At 52.4% G+C, this 24,793-nt stretch carries 21 protein-coding genes; 10 read left to right on the top strand and 11 right to left on the bottom strand.

Going from position 1 to position 24,793, the window contains the following annotated elements; translation table 11 throughout:
* Positions 1-71 precede the first annotated feature (71 nt).
* The gene (locus RB297_RS10025) at positions 72-674 is read right to left on the bottom strand and encodes a nitroreductase family protein (RefSeq protein WP_009589776.1); all 603 of its coding nucleotides are present in this window, start codon (positions 672-674) and stop codon (positions 72-74) included.
* A gap of 522 nt (positions 675-1,196) precedes the next feature.
* Here RB297_RS10025 and RB297_RS10020 point away from each other — a divergent pair.
* The 5 genes from RB297_RS10020 to RB297_RS10000 all read left to right on the top strand — a co-directional run bounded on the left by RB297_RS10020 (position 1,197) and on the right by RB297_RS10000 (position 6,624).
* Positions 1,197-2,150, top strand: coding sequence for an ABC transporter permease (locus tag RB297_RS10020; protein ID WP_015736422.1), 954 nt, complete (start codon positions 1,197-1,199; stop codon positions 2,148-2,150).
* Entirely contained in the window at positions 2,140-3,087 is a 948-nt protein-coding gene (locus RB297_RS10015) for an iron chelate uptake ABC transporter family permease subunit (RefSeq protein WP_009589942.1), read from the top strand. Before RB297_RS10020 ends, RB297_RS10015 begins: the two co-directional genes overlap by 11 nt.
* Positions 3,084-3,842: an iron ABC transporter ATP-binding protein gene (locus RB297_RS10010; protein WP_009589818.1), complete on the top strand. Its 759-nt coding sequence runs from the start codon at positions 3,084-3,086 to the stop codon at positions 3,840-3,842. The genes RB297_RS10015 and RB297_RS10010 overlap by 4 nt, the downstream gene beginning before the upstream one ends.
* A gap of 205 nt (positions 3,843-4,047) precedes the next feature.
* Positions 4,048-5,013 carry a siderophore ABC transporter substrate-binding protein gene (locus tag RB297_RS10005; RefSeq protein ID WP_375120344.1) on the top strand — a complete coding sequence of 322 codons (966 nt, stop codon included), beginning with the start codon at positions 4,048-4,050 and terminating at the stop codon, positions 5,011-5,013.
* A 186-nt stretch (positions 5,014-5,199) separates the two neighbouring features.
* Positions 5,200-6,624 carry an NAD-dependent succinate-semialdehyde dehydrogenase gene (locus RB297_RS10000; RefSeq protein WP_375120343.1) on the top strand — a complete coding sequence of 475 codons (1,425 nt, stop codon included), beginning with the start codon at positions 5,200-5,202 and terminating at the stop codon, positions 6,622-6,624.
* Between the two features lie 169 nt (positions 6,625-6,793).
* Here the strand turns inward: RB297_RS10000 and RB297_RS09995 are convergent, their stop codons facing one another.
* From RB297_RS09995 to RB297_RS09970, 6 genes are all read right to left on the bottom strand, one after another.
* Positions 6,794-7,756, bottom strand: coding sequence for a Gfo/Idh/MocA family protein (locus tag RB297_RS09995; RefSeq protein ID WP_375120342.1), 963 nt, complete (start codon positions 7,754-7,756; stop codon positions 6,794-6,796).
* 195 nt (positions 7,757-7,951) lie between these two features.
* Positions 7,952-8,935 carry a Gfo/Idh/MocA family protein gene (locus tag RB297_RS09990; protein ID WP_375120341.1) on the bottom strand — a complete coding sequence of 328 codons (984 nt, stop codon included), beginning with the start codon at positions 8,933-8,935 and terminating at the stop codon, positions 7,952-7,954.
* A 118-nt stretch (positions 8,936-9,053) separates the two neighbouring features.
* Positions 9,054-10,076: a Gfo/Idh/MocA family protein gene (locus RB297_RS09985; RefSeq protein ID WP_375120340.1), complete on the bottom strand. Its 1,023-nt coding sequence runs from the start codon at positions 10,074-10,076 to the stop codon at positions 9,054-9,056.
* Positions 10,077-10,118: 42 nt separating this feature from the next.
* Positions 10,119-10,955 carry a carbohydrate ABC transporter permease gene (locus tag RB297_RS09980; protein ID WP_009589889.1) on the bottom strand — a complete coding sequence of 279 codons (837 nt, stop codon included), beginning with the start codon at positions 10,953-10,955 and terminating at the stop codon, positions 10,119-10,121.
* Between the two features lie 16 nt (positions 10,956-10,971).
* Positions 10,972-11,913: a carbohydrate ABC transporter permease gene (locus RB297_RS09975; protein WP_375120339.1), complete on the bottom strand. Its 942-nt coding sequence runs from the start codon at positions 11,911-11,913 to the stop codon at positions 10,972-10,974.
* A gap of 47 nt (positions 11,914-11,960) precedes the next feature.
* Positions 11,961-13,223 carry an ABC transporter substrate-binding protein gene (locus RB297_RS09970; RefSeq protein WP_015736414.1) on the bottom strand — a complete coding sequence of 421 codons (1,263 nt, stop codon included), beginning with the start codon at positions 13,221-13,223 and terminating at the stop codon, positions 11,961-11,963.
* A 431-nt stretch (positions 13,224-13,654) separates the two neighbouring features.
* Between RB297_RS09970 and RB297_RS09965 the strand changes: the two genes are divergently transcribed.
* From RB297_RS09965 to RB297_RS09950, 4 genes are all read left to right on the top strand, one after another.
* On the top strand, positions 13,655-14,857 hold the full coding sequence (locus RB297_RS09965; RefSeq protein WP_375120589.1) for an ROK family transcriptional regulator: 1,203 nt from the start codon (positions 13,655-13,657) through the stop codon (positions 14,855-14,857).
* Positions 14,858-14,927: 70 nt separating this feature from the next.
* Positions 14,928-16,418 carry a glycerol kinase GlpK gene (gene glpK, locus RB297_RS09960; protein WP_096776752.1) on the top strand — a complete coding sequence of 497 codons (1,491 nt, stop codon included), beginning with the start codon at positions 14,928-14,930 and terminating at the stop codon, positions 16,416-16,418.
* Positions 16,419-16,606: 188 nt separating this feature from the next.
* Positions 16,607-18,337 (top strand): glycerol-3-phosphate dehydrogenase/oxidase, encoded by a 1,731-nt coding sequence (locus tag RB297_RS09955; RefSeq protein ID WP_375120338.1) that lies wholly within the window; start codon positions 16,607-16,609, stop codon positions 18,335-18,337.
* 113 nt (positions 18,338-18,450) lie between these two features.
* A complete protein-coding gene (locus RB297_RS09950; RefSeq protein ID WP_375120337.1) occupies positions 18,451-19,443 on the top strand; it encodes an aldose 1-epimerase in 993 nt (330 codons plus the stop codon).
* Between the two features lie 98 nt (positions 19,444-19,541).
* On the opposite strand, the gene RB297_RS09945 is transcribed toward RB297_RS09950, so the two are convergent.
* From RB297_RS09945 to RB297_RS09930, 4 genes are all read right to left on the bottom strand, one after another.
* Positions 19,542-20,363, bottom strand: a complete 822-nt coding sequence (locus RB297_RS09945) for a YwaF family protein (RefSeq protein ID WP_096776749.1) — start codon at positions 20,361-20,363, stop codon at positions 19,542-19,544.
* Positions 20,364-20,563: 200 nt separating this feature from the next.
* Positions 20,564-20,908, bottom strand: coding sequence for a LytTR family transcriptional regulator DNA-binding domain-containing protein (locus tag RB297_RS09940; protein WP_009590070.1), 345 nt, complete (start codon positions 20,906-20,908; stop codon positions 20,564-20,566).
* Positions 20,909-21,060: 152 nt separating this feature from the next.
* Positions 21,061-22,233 (bottom strand): peptidyl-prolyl cis-trans isomerase, encoded by a 1,173-nt coding sequence (locus RB297_RS09935; protein ID WP_015736408.1) that lies wholly within the window; start codon positions 22,231-22,233, stop codon positions 21,061-21,063.
* 131 nt (positions 22,234-22,364) lie between these two features.
* Positions 22,365-23,435 carry a permease gene (locus RB297_RS09930; RefSeq protein ID WP_375120336.1) on the bottom strand — a complete coding sequence of 357 codons (1,071 nt, stop codon included), beginning with the start codon at positions 23,433-23,435 and terminating at the stop codon, positions 22,365-22,367.
* A 296-nt stretch (positions 23,436-23,731) separates the two neighbouring features.
* Here RB297_RS09930 and selD point away from each other — a divergent pair, with 296 nt between their 5' ends.
* On the top strand, positions 23,732-24,784 hold the full coding sequence (gene selD, locus RB297_RS09925; RefSeq protein ID WP_375120335.1) for a selenide, water dikinase SelD: 1,053 nt from the start codon (positions 23,732-23,734) through the stop codon (positions 24,782-24,784).
* The last annotated feature ends 9 nt before the right edge of the window (positions 24,785-24,793 follow it).

Raw genomic sequence — 24,793 nt, 5'->3', positions numbered from 1 at the left:
GCAGGGCACCATAAAAAAGCCGCCTATTCCAATCCTCAGGGCTTGGGTAGGCGGCTTAGGCCGGCTATGGCTTACTTGTATACCTTCACGCGATCTTCAAGCGGCGCAAATTCTTTTTCGCCCGGATCTGCAACCGGTTTGCCGAAAGGCATTTGAGCGATCAGCTTCCAGTTTTCCGGAATGTTCCATTCGGACTTCACTTTCTCGTCGATCAACGGGTTGTAATGCTGGAGGGATGCGCCCAGGCCTTCTGCCTCGAGGGACGTCCATACCACGAATTGCAGCATGCCGTTGGATTGGTTCGACCAAACAGGGAAATTGTCGGCATACAGCGCGAACTTTTGCTGCAGGTCGGCAACTACGTTATTGTCCTCGAAGAAGAGAACAGTGCCGTATCCAGCACGGAATGCACCCATTTTTTCAGCTGTGGATTTGAAAGCCTCTTCGTCTCCGACAACCTCTTTCAGAATGCCTTCGGTCAGGTTCCACAGTTTGTCATGCTGTTCGCCAAGCAGTACAACGACGCGTGCGCTTTGGGAGTTGAAAGAAGACGGAGTATATTTAACGGCTTCATTAACAATCTCCTGGATGCGTTCGTCGGAAATGACCGGGTCTTTGCTGATGGCATAATGGGAACGGCGATGCTTAAGTGCTGCTGAAAAATCTTTAGACATTGAAAAAAACCTCCTGATGTAATCATGTTTGCATAAGCCTGATAACAAAGATGTCCTTTAATTCAAGCAAATATGCATGTTGAGTTGAATTGCTGTCGTTGAATTATCATTCCACATTAACTTACGTTTAGTTAGAAATAATAATTATGTTAGCATATTAATATAACTTAGAGGGATTGTCAACGCTTCGAAGGAAAGTTAATTTATATTTTTTATACCCGGTTACTGAGAATTAAATCAGCTTCTACATACGTATGTATTTCGGGAACCGCGAATCCAAGCGGCTCAGCCTCGGTGATATAAAGTTTATCTCTGCGAAACTCCATATTATGAACAAATCATGAACAAATGATACTTGGATGAACAAATTAAATGATTTTGATTCTCAATTATACTTGTCGACTGAGAATGAGAATGATATAATCCATATCAGAACGCAATTGATAATCAATCTCAATGAGAATGGTTGGGGAATTGCTGACTGCCGGAGTTTCGACAGACATACGCATAGAAGGAAGAACCATGAAGATTAGATACTTATTCGCAGCCGTTGTGGTACTCTCCATAATCTCGTTATTTATTGGAGTTAAAGATATCTCGCCACTGGAACTGTTCTCGATGACAGAACAACAACAGCATATTATGCTTGTAAGCCGGATTCCACGGCTTGTCAGCCTCATCTTGGCTGGAGTCAGCATGAGTATCTGCGGATTGATCATGCAGCAGCTCAGCCGCAACAAGTTCGTATCGCCGACGACGGCGGGCACTATGGACTCCGCCAGATTGGGGATCTTGGTTGCCATGCTCGTCTTTACGACAAGCGGCCCGCTTATCAAAATGCTCGTGGCATTCGTATTCGCACTGGCAGGAACCTTTATCTTCATGAAGATACTGGATCGGATCAAGTTCAAGGACGCGATCTTCATCCCGCTGGTAGGGCTTATGTTCGGTAACATCGTCAGCTCGGTCGCGACCTTCTTTGCCTACAAATATGATCTTATACAGAATATGTCGGCTTGGCTGCAGGGCGATTTCTCCATGATCATGAAGGGCCAATATGAAATGCTGTATCTCAGTATCCCGCTTGTGATTCTGGCTTACCTGTTTGCCAACAAGTTTACGGTAGCCGGAATGGGAGAGGAATTCGCAACCAACCTGGGACTTCATTATCGGCGAGTCGTGAACCTGGGATTGGTCATCGTTGCGCTGGTTACGGCTTCCGTTGTGCTGACCGTCGGCGTGATTCCGTTCCTTGGTCTGATCATACCTAATATTGTCAGTCTGTACTTAGGGGACCACTTGAAAAAAAGCCTTTCGCATACCGCGCTGCTGGGGGCCGGGTTCGTACTGTTCTGTGACATCCTTGGCCGGATCATCATTTATCCCTATGAAATTCCGATTAGTCTGACCGTGGGCGTACTCGGAAGCGGTATATTCATTTTCTTACTGATGAGGAGAAAGGCTTATGACTTATAAAGCCAAACTCGGCCTGTTGGCCGCGGCGGCAATCATCCTGGTGGCAGTCTTTCTGTTCATTGATCTTGGCGGCAATTGGGATTACGCCCTTCCAAGACGAATCAAGAAGGTTCTTGCCATTATTCTGACCGGCGGGGCGATCGCTCTGTCTACCACGGTGTTTCAAACGGTCACGAATAACCGGATACTGACGCCAAGCGTGATGGGATTGGATTCCTTGTATATCCTGATCCAGACGACCGTGATCTTTGTCTTCGGCTCCTTCACGCTGTATAAACTGGGCAGCAATGTTAACTTTTTGATCAATGTCGGCGCGATGATCCTGTTCGCCGGGATCCTATATAAGATTTTGTTTCAGAGGGAAGGAAATAATATTTACTTCCTGCTGCTGATCGGCATGATATTTGGAACCCTGTTCTCCAGCATGTCTTCCTTTATGGAAGTGCTGATCGATCCGAACGAGTTCCAGTACGTGTCCGACAAGATGTTTGCCAGCTTCAACAATGTGAAGACCGAGCTTCTCATCCTGTCCGTCATTGTCGTTGCGCTGACCCTGCTGTATTTTGCCCGGTTTGCCAAGTACTTGAACGTGCTGTCGCTGGGTCGTGATCAGGCGATCAACCTTGGCGTAAACTATGATTACGTTGTGAAGAGGCTTCTGATCGTTGTCGCGGTTCTCATTTCGGTGGCCACCGCATTGGTAGGACCGATCACGTTCCTTGGACTGCTTGTGGTCAACGTCGCTTATGAATTCATGAAAACATACCGGCATTCACACTTAATCACGGCGTCCATTCTGATTAGCATTATCGCCTTGGTGGGCGGTCAACTGGTGGTAGAGCGGGTGTTTACGTTCTCTACTACGCTAAGCGTCATCATCAACTTCATCGGCGGCGTTTACTTCATATACCTGCTACTAAAGGAGAGTAAAGCATGATCCAGGTTACGAACGTATCGAAAGTCTATGGCGGCAAAAAAGTCGTTGATAACGTGTCGGTTACGATCCCGAAAGGTCAAATTACGTCCTTTATCGGCCCGAACGGCGCCGGTAAGAGTACTTTGCTGTCCATGATAAGCAGACTAACGGGCAAGGACAGCGGTCAAATTACGGTGGACGGCAAAGAGGTCAGCCAATGGAAAAGCGGGGACCTGGCGAAGAAGGTTTCGATTCTGAAGCAATCGAACCATATCAGCCTCCGCCTGACGGTGCGCGAGCTTGTATCCTTCGGGCGTTTTCCATACTCCCAAGGCCGATTGAACGCGGAAGACGAGAAATTCGTGGATGAAGCCATCTCCTATATGGAGCTTGAGGATATGCAGCATAAATATCTTCATCAGCTCAGCGGCGGTCAGACCCAGCGTGCTTATATCGCGATGGTCATCGCCCAGAACACGGAGTATATCCTGCTGGATGAACCTCTGAACAATCTGGACATGAAACACTCCGTACAGATTATGAAGATTCTCCGAAAGCTTGTCGCCGACCTGAACAAAACGATCGTGATCGTGATTCATGACATCAACTTCGCTTCCTTCTATTCGGATTACATCGTGGCATTGAAGGACGGAGCGATTGAAAGCGAAGGGAAAACCGAGAACATCATTCAGAGCAATGTTCTTCGGGGCATCTACGACATGGACATCGAGATCGAAGAGATTAACGACAATCGGGTGTGCGTATACTACGGTTAATCGATAAGCGAGATTCGAAAATATGATATGGACTCCGGGAGATGCTGATGAAGCGTGCGAGCTTCACTCCCTGCACAAGGACTAGGCCGCCTTGGTCAAAGGACGGCATGGTTTCCTCTGTCCAAATTGAATTACATATTCAACCATAAATTCAAATATATGTTGAATCATAAAGATTTTAAATATAAAAAATGGGGTGTTAGGAATGAAAAAATGGTTGGCTTTATTTATGGTATTCACGCTTGTGCTCGCGGCTTGTGGGCAGGACGATAAAACTAGCGGTGCGGGTGGAGGCGACGCTGCGGGAGAAACGCCGCCTTCGTCCGAAGAAATCACGATTACCCATAAGCTGGGCGAAACGCCTGTCAAGAAAAATCCTTCCCGCGTCGTCGTATTCGATTTTGGCATTCTGGATTCCGTGGATAAATTGGGCGTTGAGGTTTTGGGCGTTCCGCAAGCGAATATCCCGGCATACCTGTCCAAATTCGAAGACAAGAAATATGAGAATGTGGGCAGCCTGAAAGAGCCTGACTTTGAGAAAATCAACAGCATCGATCCGGATCTGATCATTATTTCCGGCAGACAGCAGGATGCATACGAGGAACTCAGCAAAATTGCCCCGACGATCTTCCTTGGCGTGGACACAAGCAAATACATGGAATCCTTCAAAGAGAACATGAATACGCTGGGTCAAATTTTCGGTAAAGAAGCCGAAGTTGAAAAAGAGCTTGCCGCGATCGACGAAAACATCAAGGCTTTGAATGAGAAAGCTACTGCAACCGGCAAGAAAGCCCTGATCATTCTGGCGAACGAAGGCAAAATCAGCGCATACGGCCCAGGCTCCCGTTTCGGCATTCTGCATGACGTGTTCGGTTTCGGTGCCGTCGATCCTAACATTGAAGTGAGTACGCATGGTAAAGATATTTCCAATGAATACATCGTTGAGATGAACCCGGATTATCTCTTTGTTGTGGACCGCGGTGCAGCGGTAGCCACGGGTGAAGGAGAATCAGGCGCCAAAGCGGTTGTCGAGAACGAACTTGTAAACACAACCAATGCCGCGAAAGAGGGCAACATCGTGTATTTGAACCCTGACTTCTGGTATCTGTCCGGCGGCGGATTGACATCCGTATCCGAAATGATCACGGAAGTAGACGCAGCCGTTAAATAGACGGACGCTAAGCTATGAATATGGAAGCACTGGAGTTTCTTGACGAAGCTCCGGTGTTTTATTTTTTTGCATTAGGGTAAGTGGATATCGGATAATAGGCTGACAGACCCTAACGTTAAATAGATGTTAGTCAATCATGATATCGAATAATCGCAGCTTAGAAGAATCGATTAGGAGGTCATTCTTATGTTTCAAAATCAAATCTATATCGCCGGAAAATGGATTCAGACCGAGGAGCAGATGGATGTATATAACCCGGCGGACGGCACGGTTATCGGTACCGTATCCAAAGGCGGAAAGAAGGAAGCCCGGCTTGCCGTCGATGCGGCCGCCGATGCTTTTCCGGCATGGTCCCGCAGAACGGCGAACGAGCGGGGAGAGCTGCTGCGCCGCTGGCATGAGCTGATCGCGGAACATACGGACGAATTGGCAAGGATTATGACCACGGAGCAGGGGAAACCGCTGAAGGAAGCGGCGGGCGAGATTCAATATGCCAACAGTTTCGTGGCATGGTACGCGGAAGAAGGCAAGCGAATCTACGGCGAGACCATCCCCGGATCATCCAGCCGCCAGCGCATCATTGTAACGAAGCAGCCTGTTGGCGTCGTTGCCGCCATCACGCCATGGAATTTCCCGGCCTCCATGATTACACGTAAGGTAGCGCCGGCCTTGGCGGCGGGGTGCACCGTGGTGATCAAACCATCCGGCGAGACGCCGTTTACGGCGATCAAGCTAGTGGAGCTAGCGGATCAAGCCGGCATTCCAGCCGGGGTCATTAACATCGTAACCGGGTCTTCAAGCGACATTTCCGGCGTGTGGCAAGAGGACTGCCGGGTTAGAAAGCTGTCTTTTACGGGATCCACCGAAGTAGGGAAGCAGCTGATGGCCGGCGCGTCGGCCAACGTCAAGAAAATATCGCTGGAGCTTGGCGGCCATGCCCCGTTTATCGTGACCGATCAGGCGGACTTGGATCAAGCGGCTGCGGGATTGATTTCTTCCAAGTTCCGCAACGGGGGACAGACCTGCGTATGTGCCAACCGGGTTTATGTTCAGGCAGGGATCGCGGAGAAATTCGCTGCGAAGTTTACTGAGCTTGTCAAGCAATTGAAGGTGGGCAGCGGAATGGAGAAGGGGGTCGATATCGGTCCCTTGATTAATCGGGAAGCCGTGGATAAAGTCGTACGACAGATCAAGGATGCGAAAGAGAAAGGCGGCATCGTCTTGGCAGGCGGTCAAGCCCTGCCCGAGCTTGGCCGCAATTATGTGGAGCCCACGGTCATCATGAACGCTACGGACGACATGGAGTGCATGAACGAGGAGACCTTCGGCCCCCTTGCGCCGATTACCACTTTCGAAACGATAGACGAAGCCGTGCAGCGTGCCAATAACAGTCCGTATGGCTTGGCCGCCTATGTATTTACGCAAAATCTGGGTGAAGCGGTACGCATTGCCGAATCGTTGGATTACGGGATTGTAGGCGTGAATGATCCGGTGCCTTCGACAGCGCAAGCGCCGTTCGGCGGCTTTAAGGAGAGCGGGCTCGGCCGGGAAGGCGGACATTACGGAATGGAGGAGTTCCTGGAGGTAAAATACATTTCGCTTGGATTATAAGAGTGGAACCCGGCATCTTCACGCTCCCAGTGATAGCGCAAGCGGAAAGAAGCCTCTGACAGGGAAGCGGCAGCTTACTGCGCTGCATGAACAGAACGAAACTTGTTGTTAAACGAAAAGTAAAAGGGCGTCCTCAAAGTCTGCAGACCGCGAGAACGCCCTTATTGCATTATGGCTGAATCGTTACAGGTTGGCCGGTCTCGGCGGATTCATTGGCCGCCAGCGTCAATTCCAGCGTCTTGAAGCCGTCTTCGTAGGATGCCAGCACCAGGCTCGGGTCATTGCTCCGAATGGCGTCAATAAAGGCATTGGTAAGATTTTTGTAAAAGTCCGTCTTGCTGCGGTACACCACTTCCTTCTCCTTGTCTACGATGGAGAGCGTGGTTCCGTCCAGGACGACCCGGAAATCCCGGCCCATAATCTCGATGCCGCTGCGGTGATCGAACTGGATAAACCCGGTTTGCATATGGCCGACGGCTCCGGAATCCAGGACGAATTGGATGGCGCCCACATCCGGAATGTCCAGATCCGGGATGTCATTGACCAGCAGCAGTTTCATATCGGCATACAGGCGGGTGATGTCGCCGCACAGGTAACGGACCAAGTCCATGGTATGCGTGGATTGCTCAACCAGCTGCCCGCCGGACAATGCCTTTTTGCGCCACCATGGAGTCGGCACAGGCGTTGTGATGTAGTGGGCGCGGACCATGCCGATTTTTTTGTCCTTGAGAAAATCCTTGGCGATCGCCACCGTATCCAGGTACCGCAGGCAGTAACCGGAGGCGGCGATGATTCCGCTTTCAGCAATGACTTTGGCTTTATGGCGAACGGACTCGACGTCCAGTCCCAGCGGCTTCTCCACCATCAGGTGAATGCCCTTGGCAGCTGCCTGCTCTTCAATGTCGCCATGGCAGAAGGGCGGGATGCAGACATACAGCACATCGAGCGGCTCCTGCTCCAGCATCGTGCTGCCGTCCGTATAATAGGCCGCACCGTAAAGCTCGGCCTGCTGTTTGGCTAACGCTTCATTCGTATCGCATATCGCGGCCAGCTGGACATGTTCGTTCCCGTGAAGATTTTTAATGTGGACGGCGCCCATGCCGCCCGCTCCCATCACGCCTGCTTTAATCATAGGTTGCTTCACTCCCGATCGTATAAATGTTGGCTCCAAGTTCCGGTAACTCGATTACTCACACGTGATTATAGCCCCGCCATCCATATTATTCAAGCATTCATTTGGGCCCGGATTCACGGATCCGCTATGAGAAAAAGCACAGAAGGCCTTCTCGTATACGACGAGAAAACGACTTCTGTGCCGGTTATCGAATCACAGCTCCGACATCGCGATCGTCCGCTTGTCCGCGGACGATCGGTAGGCGGCTAGGGCCACGGCCAGCGCATGAAGCCCGTCCTCGCCGGTAACGGATGCCTCCGCGGCGCCGGAGGAGATGGCATCCACGAAATCCCTGATCAGGCTGGCATCCATGCTGTCACCCCAAGCCTGATGGCGGTATCCGGATTCATCGGTGTATACGTGCAGCTTCTGACTGGTGGCATTGACGCTAAGGGTCCCGGCGGAACCGACGATTTCCAAGGTGACGTCGCCCCAGGTCGGGAACTCCTTGTTGCGGGACCAGCTGCAATCCAGCGTAGCAAATACGCCATTGTCGAATTCCATGGTCAGGATGCCGCTGTCATCAATCGGAGCTTCCGAGATGAGATGGTCGACCTCGGCGTACACTTCCTTGACCTCGGCACCGGTGATCCAGCGCATAATATCGGCGACGTGCACGGTATGGTCAATGACGGCTCCTCCGCCGGAGAGCTCCGGATCGATGAACCAACCGCCGGGATTGCGTCCGCGGTTGGTTCCCTTCATGGCCAGAATGCGGCCTAGTTTTCCCTCATCGATCATCTGCTTGGCCCGCACGACCGTCGTATTGTAACGCACCGGGAACGCCGTTTGCAGCAGCACGCCGTTTGCTTTGCAGGCATCAATCATGTCCTGTGCATCCTGTATGTTGGTCGAGAGCGGTTTTTCGCAGAGCACATGAACCCCGGCTGCAGCGGCGGCCAGCACGTGCTCCTTATGATGCGCGTTCTCGGACGTCACGATGACGCCGTCCAAGCCTTGGTCCAGCAGCTCGCGATAATCCCGATAATAGGCGGTTTCGAAATGCTCGGCGTATTTCCGGCCGCGCTCCTCTACAGGGTCGGCGATGCCGGCAAGCTCCACGCCTTCAATCCCGAGAAGGGCTTTGGCATAACTGAACGCATGCATATGCGCAAAGCTGATCACTCCCAATTTCATGGCTTTCTCTCCTTGTTTAGTGATATGAAAGTATATCCCGCAGAGGCTTGCCCTCCTTATCCAGCAACAAAATCTGCAGGATGCGGGCTCTCCAGATAATACATCGATCGCGTTTATTTCATGTCGAGGCGAGGGTAAGCGCAGCGTCCCCGACAACCACCGGCTCGCCTGCAGCCATGGAGGCTAGAGCGGCAAGTGCGATGCGAAGCGCTTCATATGCGTCTTCGGCGGAAACCAGCGGTTCGCTGCCGTCGCGGATGCACGACATAAAGTGTTCCAGTTCCCGGTAATAGGGACTTCGTTCAAGCGGACTTTCCGGAACGGCGACGCCGGGAATCGTCGCGGCACTGCTCCGCGATTTGAAGAGAAGCGGGCTGTCCTTGGCACTATCGTAGTCAATGATGCCGCTGGTGCCCGCCATCTCCAAATTCATGGAGAAGCCGTCATGGGCCCAGGTGCCCTCCACATGAGCGATGACGCCGCTGCGGAAGCGAAGGGTCACCAGCGAATAATCCAGCTGAGCCTGGAGGCGGCCGTTCAGCCCCTTGGCATAGACGCGCTCAACTTCTCCGAAGCACCAGCGCAGGTAATCAAAATCATGGATCATCGCATCCAGCGTAATGCCGCCGCTCGCTCCAAAATCGCTGTACCAATGGTTCCAGCCGATCGGATAACCGCCGCCGCGGCCAGCCCGGATGACGGCAGGCCTCCCGATGCTGCCTTGATCGAGCAGCGACTTGGCCTTCACGTATTCCGGGAAGAAGCGCAGCACATGACCGACAAACAAGCGTACGCCCTTATCACGGCAGTAGTTGATCATGAATCGCGCGTCTTCTTCGGTTCTTGCCAGCGGTTTCTCGCATATGACATGCTTGCCGATGTCCGCCGCTTTGACAACGTAGTCCTTGTGAAGTGGTGTTGGCAGGCAGACGTCGATGACATCAATCTGCCCTGCACCCAAATCCTCTACCGCGGCTTCGAACGAACGATAGGCGCCTGCTTCATATTCGTCCGCAAGGTGCCTCGCTTTCTCCAGCCGGATATCGGCGATGCCGGCAAGCTTGACTCCCGGCATCGAAGCATAGGCGGCGGCATGGGTTTTTCCCATGGCGCCTGCCCCAATGACTAACACGTGTAACATTTATCGTACACTCCTTTTTTACTTGGTGGGCTGATTCAGCCGTTATCCTTTGATCCCATTCATGGCTATGCCTTCAATGAAATACCGCTGAAGGAAGATGAACAGGATGATGATGGGAAGGGTGGCCATCAAGGCCCCGGCCATCAGCAGCGGATAATCGGTGGAATGCTGCCCCTGGAAGCTGGATATCCCGATCGAAAGGACGCGCATCTCCTCGGAGCTCGTCATAATGAGCGGCCACAGCAGATCGTTCCATGAAGCTAAGATGGTGAAAATCGCCAACGAGACGAGTGCGGCCTTGGATAACGGCAAGTAGATATTCCAGTAAATTCGGAAATAACTGCAGCCGTCGATTTTGGCAGCCTCCTCCAGATCCTTCGGCAGCGTCATGAAGAACTGTCTTAGCAAGAACGTGCCGAAGGCGCTGAATATGCCGGGTACGATGAGCACGTAAAACGTGTCGAGCCAGTTGAACTCGCGCATGATGACAAAGCTCGGAATCATAACGACTTGGGAAGGTACCATCAATACGGCCAGGAGGGCGAGAAAAATGGCATTCTTGAACGGGAACCTCAAGCTGGCGAATGCATAGGCTGCCAGCGAGCACAGAATGAGCTGGCCCGCGGTGCGACCCACCGTCACGATGACGGTGTTCAAATAATAAGTGCCGAAATCAATGGTTTGGATGACACGAAGGTAGTTGTCCGGATGCCATTCCACAGGCAGCCATTTCGGCGGAACGGACATGGAGTCGGCAAAGGACTTGAAGGATGTCGAGATCATCCACAGAAACGGCATGATCATGAGCAGCGCCCCGACGGCTAACAGGATGTGTACCGCCAGGCGGCTTGCTTTTTCAGCTTGGGTTGAAGTAGTCACGTCTACGCACCTCCTGTTATTGGTAATGGACCCAGCGCTTCTGAATGTACATCTGAACCATGGTGATGATCAGAATGACCACGAAGAGAATGAAGGCTTGCGCCGAAGCGTACCCCATGTTGAAGTATTTGAATCCGTCTTCCCAGATGCTGTATACCACCGTCCGGGTGGACTCGAGCATCGTGGTCTGCTGATCCATCATGATGAAGATCAGGTCGAACACCTGGAACGAATTGATGAAGGACATGACCAAAACAAAGAACAAACTGGGCGTGAGCAGAGGCAGTGTAATCCGGAAGAACTTATACAGCGTCCCCGCTCCGTCAAGCGAAGCCGCTTCATAGTAGCTGCCGGAGATGCCCTGCAGACCCGAGAGCAGAATGACGGCGTTATAACCGATGCTGCTCCACACGCTGACAAGCACGATGGAGAACAAGGCGAATTTCTCGTCAAACAGCCAGTTGGGCTGCGGCAGGTTCATGACGCCCAGCACATGGTTGATTAATCCGAATTCGGAATTGTACAACCATTTCCACACCATGCCGACCGCGATCGGCATGGTGATGACGGGAATGAAATAGAACGTGCGATAGAAGACCATACCTTTGATTTTCTGGTTCAGCAGCACCGCCAGCACCGTTGCCAGTGCAACGGATAACGGTACCGTACCGATGGTATACAGCGTCGTGTTCAGCATGGAGCCGGTGAATTTGTCGTCCTTCATCAAATTCGCGAAGTTATCGAGCCCGATGAATTGGGGGGCAGTCAATCCGTCCCAGGAAGTGAACGACAGAAACAAGGAGGCGGCGGAAGGTGCCATGTAGAACAGACCGAGGCCCAGCACGACAGGCAGAATGAAGATGTATCCCCACATGGCTTCGTGAAAGGCAAGTTTCCCGACCTTTCGCTTGGCCGTCGTTTCAGGAGGTTTCGTGGTCACAGTGATGGGAGAGCTCACAGGCTGCACCGTCCTTTCTTAGGTTCCGTATTGGAAGGGGCTGTTCGTTAATTGGTTTCCGTCGCAAGGATGGCATTCATCTGCTCACCCGCATTTTTCAACGCCTCTTCAAACGTTTTCTTGCCGAGGAAAGCGGCCTGGATTTCCTTCACTTCCGCGTCCTGCCACTCTGCGGTTTTTTGGGATACGGGATACGGGACGGCAAACTCCAGGCTGTCGACGAACACTTGCAGATCAAGCGAAGGAATGGATTTCAGCCATCCTCCCTCCGTGCCTTTGTAAGCAGGCATCGAGAAGCCCGAGTCGGCCAGCAATTCCTGTCCTTCCTTGCCGGATAGAATCTGTATCAATTCCCAGGACTCCTGCTCGACCTTGGTTTTGCCGTTGATGGCCCAGCTGAGCCCATGGACGATGGACGCCTTTTCCTTTCCGGCGGGCAGAACCGCGACGCCCAGCTTGTCGCCAAGCAGCTTGTGCAGTTCCGGAGAGTTGACGGAGATTCCCGGGAACATGGCGGCTTTGCCCGATCCGAACAGCTGGCGCGACTTGGTTTCAAGCTGCTGCTGCGCATTCGGAGAGTAGCCTTTTTCAATCAGGCTCTGCTGCCATTTGAATGCCGAAAGAGCTTCCGGCGTATCGTAACCGGACGTTTTTTTATCGTCGGATATCACGAATCCGCCGGCCTGGGCAATATAGTTGTAATAACCGATTTGACTGTCGATCGGCGTAATGTAGCCGTAGATTCCGTTCGATTTATCCGTCAGCTTGGCTGCGTTCTCTTCTACCGTTTCCCAGGTCCAGGTATCGTCCGGATAGGGCAGCCCGGCCTTGTCAAACAATTCTTTGTTGTAGAAAAGTCCTACGGAATCCTGGAAGTAAGGAAGTCCGTGAAGCTTGCCTTGATAGGTGTACATATCGACGAGCGCTTCGGTATAAACCGAGGTGTCGAGCCCGCTTTGCTCGATCAGGGGGGACAGGTCTTTGATCAGACCGGAGGAGGCATACGAGTGAAAGTTGGGTCCGTTCATCCAGTAGACGTCGGGTCCGCTGTTGCCGGCGAGGCTGGTTTTCAGCTTGGTCCAATAATCCGCCCATGGGGTGTAGGTCACCTTCACCTGTACATTGGGGTGCTTCTCATTGAAAATTTTGATGGATTTGTCCAGCGTGTCCCGCACATTTTCGTCCCACAGGGCAACGTTGATGACCTTCTTGCCGTTATCTCCTCCGGAGGCATTGCCGCCCCCGCAGGCGGACAGCAGGGCGGAGAACACGAACAGTACCGAAATCAGGACAGACATTCTTTTTTTCATCAAATAACCCTCCTTGAATTCACATGGTTTTTGATCAAGCGTTGATGGTCGTGTGGCTTGTTCGAAGTGAATCGATCCCCCAAAGCGCCCCCTTTGTGTTTGAGTATAAAAAGCGATAGTTATTCCAATTGTCGAAAAAAGTTAACATCCATATGCTATCTATCTTGACAGAATAACCAGCTTCTATTGCGAAAGATTATATAATTACCTTGTTTATTTTTCAAGATAGCGATTTCAAATCCTTTTAAATTCTTTTTTTCACAATATGAGAGAGTCATTATCAAATCTTACGCCGTATGTTATTTCGATGGATGGAATAAGTTTATATCCGCTTGTTGAAAATGTTATAGTGGTTCTAACCTCATTTTTCCGATACAGAAAGTCGCACTACAATGAAGAACCCATAGAAAGGTTGAACTTGCTTGAACAATATGAAAAAAGGCAATCACAAGCTGATCCAGGCGCTAAACCGGTCCAAGGTGCTGAACAAGATCCGTACGGAAGGCCCTATATCCAGAATCGAACTGGCCAAAAAAAACAAGCTGAGTCCCTCCACGGTGGCATCGGCCGTTCAAGAACTGATCAGGGAAGGCTACGTTTCGGAAATTGGAACAGGCTCCTCCAGCGGCGGTAGAAAACCCATACTGCTTAAATTCAATCCGGATAATCACTTCCTGTTAGCCGTAAGCATAACGAATTCGGTCATGATCCTGGCCCGGATGAATCTGGAGGCGAAGGTGCTCGCGAAGGAAACGCACCCTATAGCCGGACTCCAGGGAGAAGCGGTTATCGAACGGCTACTGCAGCTGATGGATGATTTCATGGCAGGTCAAGAGGATCTGGAACGGTGCGTCGGTATTTCCATTAACGTCCCCGGCATTGTGAGCGACAGCCAGGGCGTCGTGCACTATAACACGAAACTGCGGATGACGAATGTTCCATTGAAACGGATATTTGAAGACCGCTACGCAATGCGGACCTGGGTTGAGAATGACATGAATTCCGTTGTGCTTGCCGAACGCCGGTTCGGCGATTACGCGTTCGCGAATCTGATCTATATATCCATCGGGGACGGGCTTGGTTCCGGTATTTTGATTAACGATCATCTCCTAAGAGGCAAGCATGGCGGTGCCGGGGAGTTCGGGCATACGAGCGTGAATCGCAGCGGAATCCGCTGCGAATGCGGCAATGCAGGCTGCCTCGACAGCTATATCAGTTGGATTGCCGTGTATTCCCGCATTATTACGGCAATCGCAACGGGAAGGCCGACGCTGATCCAGGAGCTGAGCGGAGGGGATTACAGTAAAATTGTTCCGTCCGTATTCAAGGAAGCCCTTCGCAAGGGGGACAAGCTGGCGAGGGATCTGAATGAAGAAGTGGCCGAACACTTGGGGGCGGCCATCGTCAACCTGGTGAACATGTTTAATCCCGAGGCGTTGATATTAGGCGGGGATTTGGCGCATGGTAATCCGGAATTGCTGGACATGGTCAGCGCATATATCGACCGGCATGCGATGCCGATTCTGAAGGATGACATGGTTTTCGGCTTGGCTTCCCTGGGCGAGGAGGACAAGCTGATGGGTGCGGCTTCGGTCCTGCTGCAGGACCTGCTGGGCTTCTCTTTGATGGAATAATGGATTTGACAACGTTTCCATCTGCACGTTATCTTTGGTTAAATGCATAAGCAGAAAGGGGAGAAGATGCTTGGAGAAGTACATTCTGGCGCTTGACCAAGGAACGACAAGCTCGCGCGCGATCCTGTTTAACCGCGAAGGGCAAATCGTTCACTCCGCTCAAAGGGAATTTCCGCAGTATTTTCCGAAGCCCGGTTGGGTGGAGCAGAATGCCAACGAAATATGGGGCTCGATTCTGGCGGTCATTGCGACTTGCTTATCCGAAGCGGGCGTGAAGACGGAGCAGATTGCCGGCATCGGAATTACGAATCAGCGGGAGACCGCGGTGGTATGGGACCGCAAGAGCGGTGAACCGATCTATCCCGCCATCGTATGGCAATCTCGCCAGACGGCCGGCATATGCGAGGAGCTCATTGCAGCAGGCCATGACGCGACGGTTAGGGAGAAGACGGGACTTCTGATCGATCCCTATTTCTCGGGAACGAAGATCAAATGGATCCTCGATCATGTGGACGGTGCGCGCGAACGGGCCAAGCGAGGAGAGATTATATTCGGGACCATCGACACCTGGCTGATCTGGAAGCTGTCGGGCGGCCAGGTGCATGTAACCGATTATTCCAACGCATCGCGTACGATGCTCTATAACATCCACGAATTGAAATGGGATGAGGAGCTGCTGCAGCTGCTGGACATCCCCAAGGCCATGCTGCCTGAGGTCAGGCCGTCATCCGAAATATATTCCAATACGGCATCCTATCACTTCTTCGGGCGAGAGGTTCCGATTGCCGGAGCGGCCGGCGATCAGCAAGCGGCGCTGTTCGGCCAGACCTGCTTCTCCGAAGGCATGGTGAAGACGACCTACGGAACAGGCAGCTTTATGCTGATGAATACCGGCGATAAGCCGGTTCAATCCGAGCATGGGCTGATCACCACGATCGCCTGGGGACTGGATGGCCGCGTACAATACGCGCTTGAGGGCAGCGTCTTCGTGGCGGGCTCCGCGATACAGTGGCTGCGCGACGGGCTTCGAATGTTCCGCGAAGCCAAGGACAGCGAGCCCTATGCAAGACGGGTCCAATCCACCGAAGGCGTCTATGTGGTGCCGGCTTTTGTCGGTCTTGGCAGTCCGTATTGGAACAGCGATGTGCGGGGGGCGGTCTTCGGCCTGACGCGAGGCACGTCGAAGGAGCATTTCATCCGTGCAACCCTCGAGTCGCTTGCATATCAAACGCGCGATGTGCTATCCGTGATGGAAGAGGATTCGGGCTTTCATATCGAATCCCTGCGGGTGGATGGAGGAGCGGTGTCCAACACCTTTCTTATGGAATTCCAAAGCGACATCCTGAACGTCCCGGTGGAAGTGCCGGACATTACGGAGACAACGGCGCTCGGTGCAGCTTACCTGGCAGGGCTCGCAGTCGGCTTCTGGAAGGATCAGGAGGAGATATGCAGCAAGTGGAGCATGGGGCAAAGCTTCAAACCAACCATGGAGGAAAGCGCAAGGGAGCAATTATACAGCGGCTGGAAAAAAGCCGTTTATGCGGCAATGGCTTTTCATTAGCATTTTATATGGTATAATGATCAATAAGTGAATAGATGTCTGGAGACTTGGAGAGACCACTAGGCGCGGATACCTCATGTTATGGGGTTGTTACCGCGTGTTTCGTGGTCTCTTTTTTTGCTGTCTTTTTTCATGGGAAAGGTAACGATAGATAAAAACAGGGTAAAGCATACTGGGAGGGATTCAATGTGGAGCAGTCACAGTCGTTTTCAAGTTTGGACCGCGGGCATCGATTTCAAAGAATAGCAGAGGACACCTACGATCTGATCGTGATCGGCGGCGGAATCACCGGAGCGGGGATTGCACTGGATGCGGTCACGCGCGGCATGTCGGTGCTGCTGGTGGAAATGCAGGATTTTGCCGCGGGAACGAGCAGCCGTTCCACCAAGCTGGTGCATGGCGGGCTGCGGTATTTGAAGCAGTTTGAAGTCGGCATGGTGGCGGAGGTAGGCAAAGAACGGGCCGTGGTGTACGAGAACGGGCCGCACGTAACGACCCCGGAATGGATGCTGCTGCCGATACACCAGGGCGGCACCTTCGGGAAGTTTAGCACCTCCATCGGTTTGATGGTGTATGATTTCCTGGCCGGCGTGAAGCGGGGAGAACGGCGATCCATGCTGTCCGCCTCCGAGACGTTAAAGCGGGAGCCGCTTCTGAAGCAGGAGGGCCTGAAGGGCGGCGGCTATTACGTGGAATACCGGACGGACGACGCCAGGCTGACGCTGGAGGTCATGAAGGAGGCGGCCGCCAGAGGGGCGGTTCTGTTTAACTACGCCAAGGCGGAGTCGCTGAATTATGATGCGAATGGGCGGATTACCGGGGTTACGGTACGGGATATGCTCGGCGGTGCTGTGAAGTCCGTCTCCGGCACCAAAATCGTAAATGCGGCCGGGCCTTGGGTGGACCAAGTGCGCGAAATGGATAAGTCCAGGAAGGGAAAAATGCTTCAGCTGACCAAAGGGGTTCATCTGGTCATCGACCAATCCAGGTTCCCGCTTCGCCAGGCGGTCTACTTCGATACGCCCGACGGCAGGATGGTGTTTGCCATTCCCCGGGACGGGAAAACCTATGTCGGCACAACCGACACGGTTTATAAGGCGGATCCCGTACGTCCCTTGATCACGGTGGAAGACCGGGATTATATTTTGAAGGCCATCCATTACATGTTTCCGGGCGTAAAGCTAAGTCCGGCAGACGTTGAATCGGGATGGGCCGGGGTCCGGCCCCTGATTCTGGAGGAAGGCAAGAGCCCGTCCGAAATTTCCCGAAAGGATGAAATTTGGGAATCCCCCTCCGGCCTGATCACCATTGCGGGAGGGAAGCTGACCGGGTATCGGAAAATGGCGGACACCGTCGTTGACCTGGTAGCGAAACGGATTCAAGAAAGCGGCGGGAAGGCTTATGGCGCCAGCGTAACGAAAAATCTGCCGATTTCCGGCGGTCAGGTTGGCGGTTCCAGCCAATTCCCGGATTTTGTCCGCAAGCAGACGGAGATCGGCGCGGCGCAAGGAATTGACCGTAAGCTTGCCGAGCACTGGGCGCGAATGTACGGCTCAAACGCAGCGGAATTGTTCCGCTTGGCCAAGGAAGGCTCCGATCAGGCGGAGGCATCGGCGCTTCCGGTGTCGGTATTGGTTCCGCTGATGTATGCCATTGAGCATGAGATGGCATCGAAGCCGGCCGACTTTTTTATCCGCCGCACGGGGTCTCTCTTGTTTCAAATCGACTGGACGAGAAAATGGAAGGTGCCCGTGATCAATTATATGGCTACCGTACTGGGCTGGAGCGAACAGCAGAGAACCGAGTACACCAGGGAACTGGATGAGGAGCTGGCTTCGGCCGCGCAGCCGGCCGCTAACGAACCGCCGGCCCAGGCACCGATTCCGCCAAACGCTTCAAAGGCCAAACTTTCGTCTTAACCGGCCGGCCGTGAGAGGGGGGATGGGTCAGCCCATCTACCCCGAACATATAGAAGTAAGGGCACTGGTATGATAATCTATATACGTTCACACTTGAGAGGAGAGATCACCCGATGAACCACAAAGCGTATGAAGGATCGTATCAGGGAGAGCGTGCGGTTTGGCTCCAGCATGGCCCTTATGAAGCGGCGATATTGCCTGAAATCGGAGGCAATCTCATCGCTTTCAGGGATAACGTAAGCGGTTACCGGTTCCTGCGCGAGCCGGAAGAGAACGAAATGGAAGCGTTCAAAGCCAGTCCGGGCGTTCACGGCATTCCTGTTCTGTTTCCGCCTAACCGATATGAGGACGGACGGTTTCCTTGGAACGGACAAACCTATCAATTCCCGGTAAATGAAGTAGAGACGGGCAATCACCTCCATGGTTTTTTACATACGACCCCTTGGAGTGTCGAGGATTATGGCAGCAGCGAGACCGAGAGTTATGTGGTGGTCTCCGTCACGGTTGACGAGCATCATCCGATGTACGCCATGCTTCCGCATCGCTTCACCTTCCGGCTTCGCTACACGCTGAATCAGGACGGCTTGGCCCAGCATGTGTTTATACGGAATCAGGGTACCAGCAGCATGCCGTGCCTGCTAGCCTTCCATACGGCGATCAATGCTCCCTTTGCCCCGGAAAGCACGGCGGATGATTGCGTCGTGAGAATCACCATTGGCGAGCGGTGGGAGATGAGCGACCGGATGCTGCCGACCGGCAAGTTCCAAGCGCTGACGGCAGAGGAAAAGCTGCTTCGCACGAGCGGCGTGAATCCCTATTTCGATTCGATGGACAACCATTATACGGCCGTTCCGCAAAACGGCAGAAACCGCATGGAGCTGACGGATACCAAGCTAGGCAAAACATTCGTTTACGATGTCGGCAACTCGTATAAGCAGTGGATGGTATGGAACAGCAAAGCGTCCCGCAAATTTTTCTGTCCTGAACCGCAGATCAACCTGGTTAATGCACCGAACACGGACTTGCCTGCGGACGAGATCGGTTTGTTCGGTTTGGCGCCGGGCGAGATTTGGGAGGCAAGCTCCCGTTTGTATCTTAAGAATTAGGGGAAGGACCCCTTCCTTAAAAAAGCGTATGGATGGAAGCACCCGAAACGACAGGGGTGTTAACGATCCATACGCTTTATGTTTGTATGATGCCTTGTTCAACCGCCTGTCGAAGACAAGGAAGCCCGCTCGTGTTTGCGTCGGCGGCTGCGCCTCATCCGATCCGGGATGACGAAGAAGGCGAGATGCATGAGGATAAACAGCGATAGCGCGATAAGTTCTTCTACAACAATATAAACGGGATGCGGCCCCAGCAGATCGAGCAGCGAAGCCGTATCCGGCTTGCGCATCAGGAACATATAGTTCGAACCGACAGCGAGGTTGACCAGACCGACTAAAAGTGCGGACACGTTAAGAAAGACCATCGTCCAGGCGATGGATTTCCAGGTGGGACGGTACCCCCGAACCCATGTCATATACAATGCCGTCATGATGATCGCGATATGGACAACAAAGAAATGAAAGAACCGGAAGTGCGGAAAAGGGTATCCCAAATTAGGGGTTAATACAGCTTGCAGGGCTCCCCCGATTCCCGCAAAGTAAACCAGCGGGTATAAGCGGCGTTTATCCGTAAGCAGGATGGCGATGGAGAGGAACAGGGTCAGACTGCACAACTCCAAGGGAAGCGAAGTGGCTGGATCCCATATTCCCGTTGACACATACCAGACATGAAGGGAAGCTTCTGGCAACGCAAGGGCAGCGAGCAGGCCCCATCTTACGGTCTTTTGCAGAGAAGGCTTGGAGGCGATGGCAGTCCTGAACAGGTACAGCAGCAGGCCAAGGATGATGCATATGCCAATGGCTATCCAATGTTCAACGGAAAAGGCAGCAAACGCTTCCGGGTATTGCGGATCAAAATAGGATTCGATGCATGACCACTCCTTTTTGAATGTACATAAGATTTTATTCGATATTACCATAATGTGGGTTGTTCATATATACCCGAAGCGCGTTGGGGAAGGAAATCGTCCGCGTCGCTAACGTATCTATGTAGAACAGACGCCAAGAACAAAAAGGCTGCTAAAATCATGCCAACGCAAGAAGATCCCGCCTCCGAATGTAACGGATACGGGATCTTCTCTTGTCCTGCGCCAGATTCAAGGTATACGCCGCTGCTCGCTCAAACCGGCTGTTTGACTTCAGCAACCAGGCGCTTCAGCGATTCCTGCTTCCATCTGGGAATGCGAAGATGTTTAGCGGAAGGCGCCTTTTCCCCGAAATAAACGATGCCTTGCTCTACCGTAGTTATTTTGTCTACGTTGACGTAGCAGTTGCCGCCGACATGATAGAACTGTTTACCGGACAGCAGGGATGCGATTTTTTCGGCAGTCATTCTCTTTTTAATATTATAGTTCCTGCCGTGAAAGCTGACCAAACCGTGCGATCCGGTTTTAAAGAACAGAATGTCTGTCTCCACCACGAAGTCCTCATACATGTTGCGGGATTCCGATACGTGCTTCATCATTCTGCTTCCCCCTTTTCCAAGATCAACATTTGATAACGCTTACATTCTAACATGTTTTGCTTGGGGTTTAAAGAACTTTTTATTTTGCATGAAAAAAAAGCCCCGTACCGCGAGGGTAGGGGCTTTGCCTGGTGTTCAAGGCGCAGCAGGTGTTAAGGTGTCTCTGTAGCATCTGCCGGTGCTTCTGCTGGAGCTTCAGCAGGAGCTTCTTCCAGGGTATTCGTGATGGTAGCTTTATCCTTCAGCTCTTGAATGTAGGCTGTGGATTCGGCATAGACCTTTTGGTTCTCAAGCTGGCTGCGGATTTCTTCCTTCTTGTCTTCCAAGGTAGGATTCGTTGCTTCCTTACGATCGGTAACCTTGATGATGTGGTATCCGAAGGAGCTCTTCACCGGTTCGCTGATTTCATCTTTCTTCAGTTTGAACGCCGCTTCTTCAAATGCGGGGTCCATTTCGCCGCGTCCGAAGAAATTCAGGTCGCCGCCGGTATCCTTGGTTGCATCCTGGTTTTTCTCTTTAGCAATCGTTGCGAAGTCAGCGCCTTCCTTCAGCTGCTTCACGATGGCTTCGGCTTCTTCCTTGGTCTCAACGAGGATGTGGGAAGCGCGAACCTGCTCAGGCGTTGCGAAGCTTTCTTTGTTTTGGTCATACACTTCTTTGACTTCTTCGTCGGTTACCTTGATTTTGTCGGCCATCAGCTTTTTAAGCTCAACCTGGGTTTTGGTCTGCTCCTTCAGGTTGTCGAGCGTCATGCCGTTTTGCTGCAGAGCCATATTGAATTGTTCCTCGGAAGGGAAGGAGGCCTTCAGCGCATCCACTTCTTTATTCACATCGGCATCGGTCACCGTAATGGACTTGTTCTTCAGTTCCTGCTGGATCAATTCCTCTGTGATCATGGAATTCAGCGTTTGTTTGCCGCCTACGCTGACAAGCTCATCGTACAGATTATCCTTGGTAATGTTAACGTCGTTGACTTTAGCTATAGCTTCATTGCCGGATCCCTTGGCAAACGGAGGTACGATCAGGACGACGATTAAGGCAGCCGCCAAAACCAGCGACGCGATCATCCAGCCTTTGCTTCCGTTGCCGCCGCCATCTGCAGGTGGCTGTTCATCGTAATGCGGTTGATCTCCCGAATGCATAACGGCTGGGTGTTCGTTCTCATCCTTGTACAGCTCGTCGGACTCCGGATAGGTGGAATCTATTCTTTCTTCTTCATGAGGCAAGCCGCCTTGATCTTGTTGGTTATTCTCTTTCTCTTGGGCTTGTCCCTGATCATCCTCGGGCTGTCCCGGATGGTTTGGCTGCAAATCGTTATCTTTCATGTAATGATTGACTCCCTTCGACTGCATATAATAATGAGTTGTTCATTCTTTTATCACTTTACCAGATAAGCCTATGGTTTACCTTAAGAAAAAATAAAAATTGAAAATATAAACGGAAAAGTGGTTCCTGCCTACAGGATCAGCATTCCCGCCACGCCGCAAAGAATCCCAAGCAGGACGACGGAGGCAGTAACAAACCACAAAACTCTTTTAGGGAATGAACGCCTCACCATAAGCAGAGACGGAAGACTGACAGCCGGCAGCGTCAGAAGCAGCGCCGCGGCCGGACCCGCCCCCAGGCCCGCTGCCATAAAGGCCTGGATGATCGGGATTTCCGCCGCGGTCGGAATGACGAACAGCATTCCCATCACGGAGAAGAAGATGACGGCCAAGAGCGTGTTCCCCGCTGCCGCTCCCAAATGCGGGAACATCCATGCCTGCATGGCCCCAAGGAGCAGAACGGCTATAAAGTAAGCCGGGACCACCCGAACCAGCATCTGCCCGATGCTGGTTAACCAGCGTTTCCACAGCGGACGCTCATCGGTTTGATCCGTGCTCTGAGGCGCATCGATCTCCACGGGATCCGCTTCCTTGGCGAAGCGGTTTGCCAGGTAGCTGACGCCGAAGGTTAGCAGGATGCCGAAGATCAATCGCAGCATGGTGAATTTCCATGATAAAACAAACGTCATGAAGACGAGCGTTGCCGGATTGATGGTTGGATTGCCGATCCAGAACGCGAGAGCAGAGCCGACCGACACCTTTTTCTTGCGCAGACCGATCGCGATCGGTGCGGCGCAGCAGGAGCACATCATGCCCGGAATGGAGGCGATTCCTCCTATCGCCGTGCTGCCGAAGGTCGTTTTGCCAAGGACCCGAAGCAGCCATTGGGATGGCAGCAGCGACTGGACCAGAGTCCCGAGCAGAATGCCGAGCACCGCCGCTTTCCAAACCGCTTTAAAATAGGTGAGCGCATAATTCCAGGCTGCCTGCCAAGAAGGGGCGGCATCGGCCGGATCCATGCCTAATATGGAAGAGCCGATGCTGTGTTCCATAATAGCTTTGAGCGCTTTATCGTAGTAAGGCCACCACTTCACATAGGTAAGGCCTGTTGCTGCTATGATGATGAAGATGGTGATGAGCCAGACGGTTCTTCTGCGATCCGTATGATTCAAGGCCCTTCCACCGTCGCTTGAGTGATTCATAATCTGTACTCCCCTGATGTATCGTGAAATTATTTACATATCCAATCAAATAGTATATCACATTGTCGGCAGATTGCAGAAAGATATTCCCGGTAATTGCAAGAAATAGGAAGACCGTTAGACTTGAAGCAGCCGATTCCATATAATATAGATATTGTGTGCTTGAACAAGTGTTAACTAAACGGATGAATATCAGATGATCCCCGGTGTAGATGAGACGTTATCCAAGCATCCACGCCGGGGTTGTTGCATGTGCTTTGCCTAAAATCACTCTTAAGACGAAGGGAAGATCCGTGATGAGTCAATCGGACAAAATAAAACTAACCTCGTATTCCTCCAAAGGTGGCTGCGGCTGCAAGATCGGACCTGCCGATCTGGCGCAGGTCATCCGCGAGCTTCCGCAAGCCGAGCCGAATCCTAATTTATTGGTTGGTCTGGATACCAGCGATGATGCGGGCGTATACCGTCTCACGGATGATCTGGCCATGGTGCAGACCGTCGATTTCTTTACGCCGATCGTGGATGACCCTTATGATTTCGGTCAGGTGGCCGCGGCGAATGCCATCAGCGATATCTATGCCATGGGCGGCAAACCGCTGACCGCCTTGAATATCGTAGCATTCCCGATTTCGACGCTGGACAAGCAGGTCTTGACGGATATTTTGAGAGGTGCAGGAGATAAATTGAAGGAAGCGGGGGTTACCCTGGTTGGCGGACACTCCATCGATGACAAAGAGCCGAAGTTCGGCCTTGCCGTAACGGGGACCGTTCACCCGGACCGGGTAAGAACCAATGCCGGAGCCAAGCCGGGCGATGCCTTGATTCTGACGAAGCCGATTGGCGTGGGCATCCTGACGAGCTCCATTAAGAAGGATCTGTTAACTGAAGATGAGATTCGCCGCGTTACCGCCGTCATGGCGGCACTGAACAAAACGGCTGCCGAGACGATGGAGCCTTACGATGTGCATGCCTGCACCGACGTGACGGGGTTCGGTCTCCTTGGCCATGCACTCGAAATGGCCAAAGGCAGCGGCACGGGCATCCGGATTTCAAAGCCTTCCGTTCCCGTTCTGGAACGGGTTCGGGAAATGGCCGACGGGGGCGTCATTCCGGGCGGCACCAAAAACAATTATGAACACGTGAAAGACGACGTGGATTTCCCGGATAGCATGGACCAGATCGATAAATGGATATTGTGCGATGCCGTGACGTCAGGGGGACTCCTCATTGCCGTTGACGGCTCGCAGGCCGAACCATTACTGGCAGAGCTTCGCCAAGCCGGGCTGGAAGCCGGCAGAATCGGAGAAGTCGTACATGACCATCCGAATCGCATTGTCGTTGAGGCGTAACATGAGCCG

This window comes from Paenibacillus sp. CR_12, assembly GCF_041953985.1.
Lineage (GTDB): Bacteria > Bacillota > Bacilli > Paenibacillales > Paenibacillaceae > Paenibacillus_AQ > Paenibacillus_AQ lautus_A.
This window is presented reverse-complemented; position numbering and strand designations above follow the sequence as displayed.

Excerpts from the sequence above, each read along its gene's own strand:
- RB297_RS10025 (WP_009589776.1), bottom strand. The coding sequence starts at position 674 with ATGTCTAAAGATTTTTCAGCAGCACTTAAGCATCGCCGTTCCCATTAT.
- RB297_RS10020 (WP_015736422.1), top strand. The coding sequence starts at position 1,197 with ATGAAGATTAGATACTTATTCGCAGCCGTTGTGGTACTCTCCATAATC.
- RB297_RS10015 (WP_009589942.1), top strand. The coding sequence starts at position 2,140 with ATGACTTATAAAGCCAAACTCGGCCTGTTGGCCGCGGCGGCAATCATC.
- RB297_RS10010 (WP_009589818.1), top strand. The coding sequence starts at position 3,084 with ATGATCCAGGTTACGAACGTATCGAAAGTCTATGGCGGCAAAAAAGTC.
- RB297_RS10005 (WP_375120344.1), top strand. The coding sequence starts at position 4,048 with ATGAAAAAATGGTTGGCTTTATTTATGGTATTCACGCTTGTGCTCGCG.
- RB297_RS10000 (WP_375120343.1), top strand. The coding sequence starts at position 5,200 with ATGTTTCAAAATCAAATCTATATCGCCGGAAAATGGATTCAGACCGAG.
- RB297_RS09995 (WP_375120342.1), bottom strand. The coding sequence starts at position 7,756 with ATGATTAAAGCAGGCGTGATGGGAGCGGGCGGCATGGGCGCCGTCCAC.
- RB297_RS09990 (WP_375120341.1), bottom strand. The coding sequence starts at position 8,935 with ATGAAATTGGGAGTGATCAGCTTTGCGCATATGCATGCGTTCAGTTAT.
- RB297_RS09985 (WP_375120340.1), bottom strand. The coding sequence starts at position 10,076 with ATGTTACACGTGTTAGTCATTGGGGCAGGCGCCATGGGAAAAACCCAT.
- RB297_RS09970 (WP_015736414.1), bottom strand. The coding sequence starts at position 13,223 with ATGAAAAAAAGAATGTCTGTCCTGATTTCGGTACTGTTCGTGTTCTCC.
- RB297_RS09965 (WP_375120589.1), top strand. The coding sequence starts at position 13,655 with ATGAAAAAAGGCAATCACAAGCTGATCCAGGCGCTAAACCGGTCCAAG.
- RB297_RS09950 (WP_375120337.1), top strand. The coding sequence starts at position 18,451 with ATGAACCACAAAGCGTATGAAGGATCGTATCAGGGAGAGCGTGCGGTT.
- RB297_RS09945 (WP_096776749.1), bottom strand. The coding sequence starts at position 20,363 with ATGGTAATATCGAATAAAATCTTATGTACATTCAAAAAGGAGTGGTCA.
- RB297_RS09940 (WP_009590070.1), bottom strand. The coding sequence starts at position 20,908 with ATGATGAAGCACGTATCGGAATCCCGCAACATGTATGAGGACTTCGTG.
- RB297_RS09935 (WP_015736408.1), bottom strand. The coding sequence starts at position 22,233 with ATGAAAGATAACGATTTGCAGCCAAACCATCCGGGACAGCCCGAGGAT.
- RB297_RS09930 (WP_375120336.1), bottom strand. The coding sequence starts at position 23,435 with ATGAATCACTCAAGCGACGGTGGAAGGGCCTTGAATCATACGGATCGC.
- selD (WP_375120335.1), top strand. The coding sequence starts at position 23,732 with ATGAGTCAATCGGACAAAATAAAACTAACCTCGTATTCCTCCAAAGGT.